Origin of the sequence: Mesorhizobium sp. M7A.T.Ca.US.000.02.2.1, from assembly GCF_003996995.1 — a bacterium.
GTDB lineage: Bacteria > Pseudomonadota > Alphaproteobacteria > Rhizobiales > Rhizobiaceae > Mesorhizobium.
The window spans coordinates 1-11,684 of record NZ_RZTT01000181.1 but is presented as its reverse complement, the minus strand read 5'-3'; the positions used below and the strand labels follow the sequence as shown (position 1 = coordinate 11,684).

General features: G+C 62.3%; 14 protein-coding genes. 6 read left to right on the top strand and 8 right to left on the bottom strand.

What is annotated here, in order from left to right; genetic code table 11:
- From EOD15_RS18080 to EOD15_RS18070, 3 genes are all read left to right on the top strand, one after another.
- The coding region (locus EOD15_RS18080; RefSeq protein ID WP_245463704.1) for a LysR substrate-binding domain-containing protein at positions 1 to 571 on the top strand (571 nt) is incomplete at its 5' end.
- A complete protein-coding gene (locus tag EOD15_RS18075) occupies positions 568 to 1,824 on the top strand; it encodes an aminopeptidase (protein WP_127320779.1) in 1,257 nt (418 codons plus the stop codon). The genes EOD15_RS18080 and EOD15_RS18075, both read left to right, overlap by 4 nt.
- A gap of 21 nt (positions 1,825 to 1,845) precedes the next feature.
- The gene (locus EOD15_RS18070; RefSeq protein WP_127270292.1) at positions 1,846 to 2,208 is read left to right on the top strand and encodes a DUF488 domain-containing protein; all 363 of its coding nucleotides are present in this window, start codon (positions 1,846 to 1,848) and stop codon (positions 2,206 to 2,208) included.
- A 196-nt stretch (positions 2,209 to 2,404) separates the two neighbouring features.
- On the opposite strand, the gene EOD15_RS18065 is transcribed toward EOD15_RS18070, so the two are convergent.
- The gene (locus EOD15_RS18065; protein WP_127320786.1) at positions 2,405 to 2,752 is read right to left on the bottom strand and encodes an ArsC family reductase; all 348 of its coding nucleotides are present in this window, start codon (positions 2,750 to 2,752) and stop codon (positions 2,405 to 2,407) included.
- A gap of 146 nt (positions 2,753 to 2,898) precedes the next feature.
- Here EOD15_RS18065 and EOD15_RS18060 point away from each other — a divergent pair, with 146 nt between their 5' ends.
- The gene (locus EOD15_RS18060) at positions 2,899 to 3,255 is read left to right on the top strand and encodes a metalloregulator ArsR/SmtB family transcription factor (protein ID WP_127270295.1); all 357 of its coding nucleotides are present in this window, start codon (positions 2,899 to 2,901) and stop codon (positions 3,253 to 3,255) included.
- On the top strand, positions 3,252 to 3,728 hold the full coding sequence (locus EOD15_RS18055) for an SRPBCC family protein (RefSeq protein WP_127320780.1): 477 nt from the start codon (positions 3,252 to 3,254) through the stop codon (positions 3,726 to 3,728). The genes EOD15_RS18060 and EOD15_RS18055 overlap by 4 nt, the downstream gene beginning before the upstream one ends.
- Positions 3,729 to 3,819: 91 nt before the next feature.
- On the opposite strand, the gene EOD15_RS18050 is transcribed toward EOD15_RS18055, so the two are convergent.
- Positions 3,820 to 4,173 (bottom strand): nuclear transport factor 2 family protein, encoded by a 354-nt coding sequence (locus EOD15_RS18050; protein ID WP_127320781.1) that lies wholly within the window; start codon positions 4,171 to 4,173, stop codon positions 3,820 to 3,822.
- 166 nt (positions 4,174 to 4,339) lie between these two features.
- Between EOD15_RS18050 and EOD15_RS18045 the strand changes: the two genes are divergently transcribed.
- Positions 4,340 to 5,044 (top strand): SOS response-associated peptidase, encoded by a 705-nt coding sequence (locus tag EOD15_RS18045; RefSeq protein WP_127320782.1) that lies wholly within the window; start codon positions 4,340 to 4,342, stop codon positions 5,042 to 5,044.
- A gap of 563 nt (positions 5,045 to 5,607) precedes the next feature.
- On the opposite strand, the gene EOD15_RS18035 is transcribed toward EOD15_RS18045, so the two are convergent.
- The 6 genes from EOD15_RS18035 to EOD15_RS18010 all read right to left on the bottom strand — a co-directional run.
- Positions 5,608 to 6,693, bottom strand: a complete 1,086-nt coding sequence (locus EOD15_RS18035; RefSeq protein ID WP_127320783.1) for an ABC transporter ATP-binding protein — start codon at positions 6,691 to 6,693, stop codon at positions 5,608 to 5,610.
- Entirely contained in the window at positions 6,683 to 7,291 is a 609-nt protein-coding gene (locus tag EOD15_RS18030; protein WP_127320784.1) for a cupin domain-containing protein, read from the bottom strand. Before EOD15_RS18030 ends, EOD15_RS18035 begins: the two co-directional genes overlap by 11 nt.
- A gap of 212 nt (positions 7,292 to 7,503) precedes the next feature.
- Positions 7,504 to 8,574, bottom strand: coding sequence for an ABC transporter substrate-binding protein (locus EOD15_RS18025; protein WP_127320785.1), 1,071 nt, complete (start codon positions 8,572 to 8,574; stop codon positions 7,504 to 7,506).
- Positions 8,559 to 9,428 (bottom strand): ABC transporter permease, encoded by an 870-nt coding sequence (locus EOD15_RS18020; protein WP_127408699.1) that lies wholly within the window; start codon positions 9,426 to 9,428, stop codon positions 8,559 to 8,561. Before EOD15_RS18020 ends, EOD15_RS18025 begins: the two co-directional genes overlap by 16 nt.
- A complete protein-coding gene (locus EOD15_RS18015) occupies positions 9,425 to 10,309 on the bottom strand; it encodes an ABC transporter permease (RefSeq protein WP_127408698.1) in 885 nt (294 codons plus the stop codon). Before EOD15_RS18015 ends, EOD15_RS18020 begins: the two co-directional genes overlap by 4 nt.
- 103 nt (positions 10,310 to 10,412) lie before the next feature.
- Positions 10,413 to 11,684: FAD-dependent oxidoreductase (locus EOD15_RS18010; RefSeq protein ID WP_245463703.1), on the bottom strand; the 1,272-nt coding region annotated here is incomplete at its 5' end.

Sequence of the window (11,684 nt, the reverse complement as noted above, 5' to 3'; positions counted from 1 at the left end):
CGACATCGCCATCCGGCTTGGCGACGGCAAATGGCCTGGCGGGCGGGCGGAACTGCTTTTGGCGCAGGAAGTCTTCCCGGTCTGCGCGCCGGCGATCGCCCAAAAACTGAAGTCGATCGAGGACCTTGCCCAGACCTGCGCGATCACCGACGAGCGGGCGATGATCAACTGGGAAAGCTGGTTCGAGACGGCCGGCGTTCCATCTGTCACCTTCCTGAAAGGTGCGAGTTTCACCGACCCGATGCTGTGCCTGGAATCGGCGATTGCCGGTCATGGCGTGATGCTGGGCTGGCAACTGCTCGCCGCCGACGCGCTGGCCGACGGGCGGCTGGTGGCGCCTTTCGGAATCCGCGCCCAGAGCGGGCTCGGCTATTGGCTGGTGACCTCGTCCGTCAAGGCGGAAAGCCGTAAGGTCCGTGATTTCAAGGTCTGGATCAGGGAAGAGATCGAGGCAACCATGGCGCGGTTCGGGTCCGTAAACCCAGAACCCGCCGGCGCGATCGCGGTGGAAAGGACGGAGGCACCGAGCTATGTAGAGTCGGACATCAAACTACGACAGGCAGGATCATGACCACACATTCGCGCGGCGTTTCCGCATCGATCGACCCGGTGAAGCTCGACAGGCTGGCGGAAGTCGCCATCAAGGTCGGACTGCAATTGCAGCCGGGGCAGGATCTGGTGCTGACGTCGTCCATCGCGGCACTGCCGCTGACCAGGCGGATCGTCGAGCACGCCTACAAGGCCGGCGCCGGGCTGGTGACGCCGATCTTCAACGATGACGAGATGACGCTGGCCCGCTACCGCTTCGGCGCCGATGCGAGCTTCGACCGAGCCGCCGGCTGGCTTTATGAAGGCATGGCGAATGCCTTTGCCAACAATGCGGCCAGGCTTGCCGTACGCGGCGAGGATCCGTCGCTGCTCTCCGCACAGGATCCGGCGAAAGTGGCGCGCGCCAACAAGGCGAATTCGATGGCCTACCAGCCGGCGCTGGAAAAGATCACCGGCTTCGACATCAACTGGAACATCGTCGCCTATCCGGACCTCGCCTGGGCCAAACAGGTCTTCCCCGGCGATGCCGACGATGTTGCGGTCGTGAAGCTCGCCGATGCCATCTTCGCCGCTTCGCGGGTCGATGTTGAGGACCCGATCGGCAATTGGAAGGCGCATAACGCGGCGCTTCGCAGCCGCACCGAATGGCTCAATGGCCATAATTTCCACGCGCTGCATTTCACCGGACCGGGCACCGACCTGACCGTTGGGCTGGCGGACGGCCATGAATGGATGGGCGGCGCCTCGACCGCCAAGAACGGCATCACCTGCAATCCCAACATCCCGACCGAGGAGGTCTTCACCACGCCGCATGCAAGGCGGGTCGAGGGTCATGTCTCCTCGACCAAGCCGCTGTCCTACCAGGGCACGCTGATCGACGACATTTCGGTGCGTTTCGAAGAAGGCAGGATCGTCGAGGCCAAGGCATCGAAGGGCGAGGATGTGCTGAAGAAGGTGCTCGATACAGATGAGGGCGCGCGCCGCCTCGGCGAAGTGGCGCTGGTGCCGCATTCCTCGCCGATCTCGGCAAGCGGGCTGTTGTTCTTCAACACGCTGTTCGACGAGAACGCCGCCTGCCATATCGCGCTCGGCCAGTGCTATTCGAAGTGCTTCGTCGACGGCGCCTCGCTCAGCCAGGACGAGATCGCGGCGCGCGGCGGCAACAAGAGCTTCATCCACATCGACTGGATGATCGGTTCGGACAAGATCGACATCGACGGTGTCCACAAGGACGGCGCCCGCGTGCCCGTCATGCGCAAGGGCGAGTGGGCCTGACCCGCTTTGCGGAGCGGTCCGATGGCCTTCGACCTGGCGGTCAAACGTATCTACGAGCCACCCGCTCCCGATGACGGGCAGCGGGTTCTGGTCGACCGCATCTGGCCGCGCGGTGTCAGCAAGGAAGACGCTGCGCTGACGCTGTGGTTGAAGGACATCGCACCGAGCGACGACCTGCGAAAGTGGTTCGGCCATGCGCCGGCGCGCTGGCCGGAGTTTCAGGAGCGGTATCGTGCTGAGCTGGACGGGAACGGCGAGGCGGTGAGTGAATTGCGAGGTTTGATCAGCCACGGCAAGGTGACGCTGCTCTATGGCGCGCATGATGAAGCGCATAACAATGCGGTGGCGCTGGCGGGGTATCTGAGCGCAAGCGCTCACAATTAGCCATCGTTAGCCAGACCTTCGTCATCCTCGGGCTTGACCCGAGGATCCATGCCGCGACCTCAGTCGAAAGGCGCAGCGGAGCAGAATCTGCACCGTTGCAACACGGATAGATCACGGCATGGATCCTATGGTCTGCGCTGCGTCGCTCCGCTCCTTGCTTCGCCATAGGATGACGAAGTGAGGTGTATGCGCTGCCCTACTTCACCACCGCCTCATAAACATCAGCCTTGAACCCCACCAGAATCCGATCCCCAACCTCCAGCACCGGTCGCTTGATCACGGTCGGCTTGGCTAGCATCAGCGCCTTGGCCTTCTTTTCGTCGAGGCTCTGCTTGTCGTTGTCCAGCAGCTCGCGAAACGTGGTGCTACCCCTGTTGAGCAGCTTTTCCCAGCCGACCTTGCCCGCCCAGCCATCCATACGCTTCGCGTCCAGTCCCTCTGCCCTGAAATCGTGAAACCTGTAGGCCACGTCATGGCCTTCCAGCCAGAGGCGCGCCTTCCTGACCGTGTCGCAGGTGGTGATGCCGTAGATAGTGATCATCAAAACAGTGACCTTCCGATTTCGAATCTGACCGCAGATTAAGGACGCTCTGCGCGCTTTGCCAGCGCTCCCCGGCATGCCTTCGGTTTTGCCCTTGCCAACACTAAGGAATTTCCCTAAGTATTTTGACAGCGCCTCAGGACCATCCAATGACAAGCCTTCAGACCACAACTCCGAGCCCTCCGCCGATCGACGGCATCTTTCGCGCACTGTCCGATCCGACGCGGCGACGCGTGGTGGAGCGGCTGAACCGCAGCCCTGCCTCGGTCAGCGAGCTTGCCCAACCGTTCGACATGGCCCTGCCCTCCTTCATCGAACATCTCAAAATCCTCGAAGGTTGCGGGCTGGTGCGCTCGCAAAAGACCGGCCGGGTCAGGACCTATCAACTGGCGCCCGAGCCGCTGAAGCTTGCCGAAAACTGGCTGGCCGAACAGCGCACGCTGTGGGAGCGCCGCCTCGACCAGTTCGACGCCTATGTGATGACCCTCAAGGAGACAGAAAAATGATCTATCCCCTCAAGCCGGATCCCAGGCTGGACCTCGTGCTGGAGCGCGTCATCGATGCGCCGCGCGAATTGCTGTGGCGCGCCTTGACGACGCCGGAGCACGTCAAGCAATGGTTCACGCCGAAGCCCTGGATGATCACCGACTGCGAGATCGACCTCAGGCCGGGCGGGCTGTTCCGCACGCGCATGCAGTCGCCCGACGGAACCGAGGTCAACGACCGCCATTGCTATCTCGAAATCGTGCCGAACGAGCGGCTGGTGTGGACGGATGCATTGTTGCCGGGTTACCGGCCGTCAGGGGAACCCTTCATCACCGCTGTCATTTCCTTGCAGCCGGACGGCAAGGGCACGCGCTACACCGCCACCGCCATCCATCGCGACGAGGCGACCCGCAACAACCATGAAGAGATGGGTTTCTTCGACGGCTGGGGCACGGTGGCCGATCAGCTTGCGCAGTATGTGAAGACGATCTGATCTTCCCACATGACACAGGACGTTGTCTTGGCCGTCATGCTTGTTTTCAACCCGGCAGCGAAGAGAGCAGTCTCCCGGTGGCATTTCCGCCTCAATAATAGAAGCGCTCTTCGGTGATCTTGCCGTTCTTGACCGTGTAGAGGCCAACTTCATCCCTGGTGACGCGCTCGCCGGTGGCCTTGGGCGTGATGTCGAACTTGAAGCGCACCGCGAACTGGTCTCCGTTGACATAGGGGCCCTCGACCGAGCCGCCATGCACTTCGTTGTTCTCCTGCCACCACTGGCCCTTCTGCTTGAGAGCCTCCTTGCCATGGGAGATGGCCATTGGAGCCGCCATGGCTTCGAGACTGACGATATCATCGGCATTGTACTTCTCGGCAGCAGCTTCGTTATCGCCCTGCTTGAGCAGCTCGGTGAAATCCTTGGCAATTTCCGCGATGGTCATTTGTGTTCCTCCTGTTCAGACGCACTGCAAGTAGGGAACAGCTTACTGCCCTGCCATCGTCGGGCCGCGTCGTAGCTGACAAGCCATGTCAGGATGATAATGTCGTGCAGATCGCGCTCCCGCACATCCGGTTGCGGACACAAGCCAATTCCGCAATTCTAGGTGAATGTGCAACCTGTACAATATTACCACGACGCAAGAGGCGGTCCGCCAATGGACACACACAATGCGCGATGTCAGCGGCAACCTTGAGCCTTCGCTTGACGTCTATCCCAATCAGCCTGGCCTAGTCGTTCGCAACACGGCGGATGGGGAGCGTGAGCTGGCGAAACTGCTTTGGGGTTTGCCAACGCCACCTGAACGCATAAAAGGCAAGGCGGACTACGGCACCACCAACGTGCGCAATCCGCAATATTCGCACTGGCAGCAATATGTCGGCGTCGAGCACAGATGCGTCGTGCCGGTGACCAGCTTTGCCGAACCCAGCCCTACCCCGAACGACAAAGACCCAGACACAGGCATCCAGCGCAATTATTGGTTTGCGCGTGACGAGAGCCGGCCCCTGTTCTTCTTCGCTGGTTTCTGGACCCGTTGGCAAGGCGTTAGAAAGGTCAAGGATGGTCCTGGCGACTTCGAGCTATTTGCCTTCATGACAACCAAGCCTAACGCCGTCATCGCGCCGATCCATGAGAAGGCTATGCCCGTGATCCTGACCACGCCGGAAGATGCCCAGGCCTGGCTTATAGCGCCGTGGGCAGAAGCGAGGCATTTGCAGCAGACAGCGCCGGACGATGCATTGGTGATTGTTGAGAAGCCCGCCACGCAGATCAAGTTTCCGCAGCAGGTGCCAACTCAAGGGTCTCTGTTCTAGGCCGCAGGATCGACTAATCAGCCGCTTTCTTAATCGTCGTCTCGCCAGATCACCCGGCGAACCATGCGGATTTCGACAAGGCGCCTGACCCGAATTTTCAAGCGTTCAGCGGCGCTCGGCAAAATAATGCTGGCATCAAGCTCGCGAAGCTTGCAGCGCTCGCACCGCATATGCCGTTCGACGTCCCAAAAGGGAATGTCACCGACTAGCTTTGCAAGGTCACCGGGCAGATAGTGCCGAGTGATATTGCAGTGCCGGCATCGAACACGAATGAGTTGCCCGACTTCGTGCGCAAGGCATAGGGTCTGTACATTTCGGCGCGGTCGGCTGCTCAATTCCGGCATTGGCCAAACTAGGAATATATTCTCCGTAGAGTCAATTCCTACTTAGTTCCATGGTCTTTTGTTCACAACCGGCTGACAGGTCCACATAGGCAGATCATTCGGCCGACGACGGCCCGTAGCCGATGATGCCCTTGACCTCGAAGTTGATCGCCCAATCGGCGTAGTGCTTGTAGCCACGGAGCGGCGCGAACGGATGCTTCGGTTTTAACGTAGCTGAAACTAGCTTGGTAGCACCGGGCAATTGGCACCACGCCGCAGGCTGATATGCGCCACGTCGCCGACGCTGAATTGAAAACCCTCGGCCTGGCGCGGTGCGTCGATGACAACAGGGGCGCCCTGCCCGAGTTCGGCATGCAGGCGCAGCGTGCGGCCGTGAAAGACGATGCTGTTGACGCGCGCCGGTGCGGTGCCGGGCGCAGCTTCGGTGGCCGCCAGCAGATCCTCCGGGCGCACGCCAATGGTGCGCATCTCGCCTTGCCCGGGTGACTGGCCCGTTTCAGCGATGGCCTCCAGCGGCAAGGTGCCAGCGGTGAAACGCAAGCGACCGCCATCGCGGCCGACAAACCGTGATTGCAGGAGATTCATGGTGCCGATGAAGCTCGCCACAAACTTCGTGGCGGGCCGGTCGTAAAGGGTGGCCGGCGGCGCGATCTGCTCGATGCGGCCCTTGTTCATGACGACGATGCGGTCGGAGATCGACAGCGCTTCGGTCTGGTCGTGGGTGACCATGACGAAGGTGGTGCCGAGCCGCGACTGCAGCCGCTTCAGTTCAACCTGCATCTGCTCGCGCAGATGCGCATCGAGCGCCGACAGCGGCTCGTCGAGCAGGAGCACGCGTGGTTCGCAGACGATGGCACGCGCCAGCGCGACACGCTGGCGCTGGCCGCCCGACAGTTCGGAGACGCGGGCGCCAAGCTTGTCGGCGAGACCGACCATGTCGAGGGCTTCGCCGGTGCGCTTTGCCTGTTCGGCTCCAGACAGTTTGCGCAGTGACAGACCGAAGCCGACATTTTCGGCGACATTCATGTGCGGGAACAGCGCATAATCCTGGAACACGGTGTTGACCGGCCGGTCGAAGGGCCGAAGGGCCGTGATATCGCGACCATCGAGCAACACCTTGCCGCTCGACGGGCTTTCGAAACCGGCGATGACGCGCAGGCTGGTGGTCTTGCCGCAACCCGACGGCCCGAGCAGCGTGACAAACTCGCCGCTGATAATGTCGAGATCGACGGCGTCGAGCCCGACGATGCCGCCAGGAAAAATCTTCGAGACCGCCTGCAGCCGCACAAGTGGATCAGGCGCCATCGCGAACCTCGGACGGCTTCGTGGTGTTGACCCAGAGGATCTGGCAACGCTCGGCGCCGGGATTGCGGAAGGCATGTAAAAGCGTGCTCTTGAACGCAAAGCTGTCGCCGGCCTTCAGCACGTAATTTGTCGAATCCACCACCAGTTCGACCTCGCCGGCCAGCACGAAGCCGAATTCATGGCCGGCATGGGCATAGGCCTCGGCCGTGCCGCCGCCGGCTTCCACCGTCACCAGCATGCCGGTCAGCGTCGCGCCCGGCGGCGACAGCAGCGCCTTGGCAATGCCTTCCGATTTCACCGGGATTTGCCGCCGTTTGTCGGCACGCACACAATAGAGATCGCTGACGGCATCGTTGCCGTCTGCGATCAGCGCCGACGGCTCTATGTCGAGGGCGGCGGCGAGCGGCCAGATCACCTTGACGCGCAGCGAGGACATGCCGCGCTCGATCTGGCTCAAAGCACCGATCGACACACCGGCTTTTGCCGCAAGATCGGCCAGCGACAGATTGCGCTCCAGCCGCAGCGCCCGCACGCGCCGGCCGACCCGCACATCGGCATCGTCCTTCGGCTTCTCAGCCGGTTCGTCCAGCATGTCCATCAATTCGTCCTCGTTTGCAGTCTATCAATCGGAGCGCGGCGAAGCGTCGAAAAGCTCCCCCTTCTCCCCTTGTGGGAGAAGGTGTCGCCGCAGGCGACGGATGAGGGGTGCTCCAGCTTGGCGACGACGGCGATCCGCCACGCACCCCTCATCCGTCTCGGCGCTGCGCGCCGATCCACCTTCTCCCACAAGGGGAGAAGGCAGGCCTCAACTCACCCGCCTGCCTTGATCTTTTCGAACATCTTGGCGAGGTCGTCATTCTGTTTCATCGGCCCGGTGAAGATGGTGGTCTTCAGCAACACCTCGGGATCGGATGGCAGCTGCAATTTCTCCAATTCCGCCTTCGGCACGGTGGCGAAGGCGGAGCTCAGCGAGCTGCCGTAACCATAGGCCTGGATCAGGTATTTGCCGGAGTCGGCATCCAGCCGGCTGTTGATGAAGTCATAGGCAAGATCGACATTCTTGGCGTCCTTGAGCATGACGAAGCCGCAGGCCCAGGTCAGCATGCCCTCCTTCGGCTTCATGAACTCGACCGGCACGCCCTGCTTCTTCAGCGAGGTGGCCGAGGCGTTCCAGGTCATGGCGGCGACCAATTGGCCGCTGGCCAGCGCCTGTTCCACCGAGGTCATGTCGGTGGTGTAGTTGGAGAGCAGCGGGCGCTGCTCGCGCAGCTTCTCGGCCACCTTGTCCATTTGCTCCGGCGTCATGTCGAACGGATTGACGCCGGCGAGCAACGCCGCAACGACCGGCGTGTCGTGCACGGCGTCGATCGTCGCCATGCGGCCGGCATACTGCTTGTCCCACAGAAGGTTCCAGCTCGCTTCCGGGTTCTTCACCAGATCGGTGCGGTAGAGGATCGAGGTGTTGCCCCAGTCCCATGGCACCATCCAGACCTTGCCGTCGCCGGCCTGCAGGTCGGGCAGGTTCTTGAACACCGGGAAGATCGAATCCCAGTTCTTGATGCGCTTGGTGTCGATCGGCTGCAGCAGGCCTTCCTTGTTCCAGCGCGCCACCTTGTCATAACAGGGATGCGCGATGTCGGGGCGGAAGCCGGCCTTGACCTTGGTGAAGGCGTCATCGTCGTCACCGAAGATGGAGGCCTCGACGCCATCGGGATGCGCGGCGAGGAAGCTCTTGTTGAAATCGGGCAGTTCATAGCCCGACCAGGTGAAATATTGCAGCTTGTCGCCGGCGAAAGCGACGGTCGACGACAGCGCTAGCGCGAACGCTGTCAATCCAGCGCAAACAGTCTTTGCAGAGATCGATTTCAGGTCGAATGCCATTGCAGTTCTCCTCTCTTGGTTTGTTTTGGTTGTGATGGATCCGCGGGCTTTGGCGCCGTGGCGGACAGGCCGCGATGGCGCAGGATTTCAGCTGCTGCGGCGATGATGAAGGACACAGCCAGGATCGACGTGCCCAGCGCCATCACCGTCGGCAGCGACTTTGGAAAACGCAGCTGGCTCCAGATGTAGAGCGGCAGCGTCGGCTCGGTGCCGGCGAGGAAGAAGACAACGATGAATTCGTCGAAGGAGATCAGGAAGGCCAGCATGAAGGCCGAAATGATGGCCGGCAGGCTAAGCGGCAGCATGACCCGCCGGAACGTCGTCCAGTCGGAGGCGCCGAGATCGAGCGCTGCCTCGCGAATGGTTTTCGGGATGGCGGCGAAGCGGCTGCGCATGATCACCACGGTCGTCGGCAGCGCGACCAATATGTGGCCGAGAACGATGGCGATGCGCGATGGCCCCAGACCAATGAGGTTGATGAGGATCAGCAGCGATATGCCGACGATGACGCCGGGGATCAGGATCGGCAGCCTTGCGATGGCGCTGATGGTGGCGGCCAGCGGCGAGCGGCCATAGAGGTCCATGTAGGATACGGTGATGCCGCACAGCGTCGCGCCCGTGGCGGCAATGGCGCCGATGACGAGGCTGTTCAAGAGTGCACCGGTCAGCGCCGAATTGCCGAACAGTGTCGCGTACCATTGCAAGGTGAAGCCTTGCAGCGGAAACGCTGCCTGGATCGAGTTGTTGAAGGAAAACAGCGGGATCAGCAGCACTGGCAGATAGAGAAAGACCAGATAGGCGACGACGTAGACGCCGAGCCAGCGGCCGCCTCCCTGCGCGCGTGCAGTGCTCATGTGCGGCTGCCAAATCTGCGGTCGGCGAAACGCGCGACCAGCACCACGGCAAGGATGACCAGCATGACGGCGACGGAGAGTGCGGCGCCGAACGGCCAGTCATTGGCCTTGCCGAATTGCGCCTGGATCAGCGTGCCGATCATGGTGCTGGCCGGGCCGCCGACGAGCGCCGGCGTGACATAGTCACCGACCGTCGGCACGAAGACGACAAGGGCTGCCGCCAGCACGCCCGGCATCGAATTGGGCAGCACGACCCGGCGGAAAGAGGTGAAGGGCCGCGCGCCGAGATCGGAGGCGGCCTCGATCAGCGATTTCGGGATCGTGTCCAGCGCCACGTAGATCGGCAGGATGGCGAAAGGCGCGTAGGCGTGCGCCAGCGTGATGACGACGGCGGCCGGCGTGTTGAGAAAGGCCAATGTCGGCTCGGACCAGATACCGCTTTCGATCAGCGCCGAGTTCAAAACGCCATTGTAGGCGAGCACGATCTTCCAGGCGAAGACGCGCAGGAGATAGCTGGTCCAGAATGGCAGCGTCACCAGAAACAGCAGCAGGCCGCGCCGCCGGCCGGCGTGAAAGGCAAGGTAGTAGGCGACGGGATAGGCGGTGACGACGGTCGCCAGCGTGACAAGGGCGGCAATGATCAGCGAGCGTAGCGTCACCGTCCAGTACAGCGGATCGGAGACCACGGTGACAAAATTCGCCACGGTGAAGCCGGCGCCGAGCAGCGAACCGTCATTGTTGCGGAAGGCGAGGAAAAGCACGAGGCCGAGGGCAAACAGGATCAGCAGGAAGGTGACCAGAGCGCCCGGCAGCAGCATGGCGAACCGGAAGCCCTGAGAAGACCGGACCTCTGGCGCTGATGTTGCAACTAGGGCCGACATCGACCTGCCTATCGGAAATTTGAAATTAGCTTAGAGTTTTTCATATCTATGAAACTGTCAAGCGGAATCCCAAACGGAACCCCATTGACAGGAATTGCTTTGGTCAGCGCTCCAACGCATCGAGCAGCCGGTACCAGGCGATGGTCGCGGCAACGCCGACTTGGCGGAAGGCGTGAAACGGGATCGGTCGGATCGGCGAGACCGGGAAGGGCAATTGCCTGACATCGCCACTCTGGAGATAGCCGGCGATGCGCTCGCCAAGAGCGGTCATCAGGCCGACACCACGACCCTGGCAGCCGACCACGGCGAGCAGGCCTTTCTCCGGCTCGTGGATGTGCGGCAGGTGGTCCGGGGTCATCGCCACCCGGCCGAACCAGTGCTTCTCGATGGCGACGCCGGACAGCATGGGATAGAGCCGCCGCAGCGCCCGCTCGAGATGCGCCCAGTCGCCGGCGCTCGTCGGCAGCGCCATGCGACCCCGGCCGCCAAGCACCAGCCGGCCGTCGGCGCTCTTGCGGTAGTAGACGAGGATGCGCCTGGAGTCCGACACCGCCTGCCCTTCCGGCAGGATCGTGGCCGCCAGATCGGGCGACAGCGGCGCTGTGGCGATCTGAAAGGAATGCAGCGGCACGATCGTCTGAGCGAGACCGGGGATCAGACCGTCCGTGTAGGCGTTTGTCGCCAGCACGACCGCCTTTGCCTGCAATTGCACCCCGTTTTCAGTTGAAACACGCCAAACGCCGGCGCTTTTGTCTAGCCGAACCACCTTCTGGTGTCCGGCTATCCTCACTCCAGCCGCGGTCGCGACTCGGGCAAATTCCGACGTGTAGGCAAGCGGATCGATGACACCGGCGCGGCGGTCGAGCCAGCCGCCGAGATAGCCCTGTGCACCGGTCTTGGCCGCGATCTCCGCTGCATCGAGCAACCGGACGTCGGCACCACGCGCGTGCCATTGCCGGTCGCGGTTCGCCGCCGCCTTCAGCGCGGCCTCCGTGTGCGCCGCCTGGATCCAGCCATTGCGGACGAACGGCACCGCCAGTTTCTCGTCGCGGATCAGCTCGAACACCGCATCGGCGGTCGACGCCGCGAAATTGACGAGCGCCTCGCCGCGCTCCGGGCCAAAATGCTCCAGCAGCCATTCCGGATCGTATTTCAGGCCGGGAATGACCTGACCGCCATTCAAGCCCGATGCGCCCTGGCCGATCTCGCCGGCGTCCAGCACCTGCACCGACAGGCCAAGCCGGGCGGCATGCAAGGCGGTCGACAAGCCCATGATGCCACCGCCAACAATGGCGAGATCGACACGTTCGCCATTGGGAAGCGATTGAAACGTGGAAGCTGTCTGTGGCTTGCGCCAGATCGGATCGGAGAATGC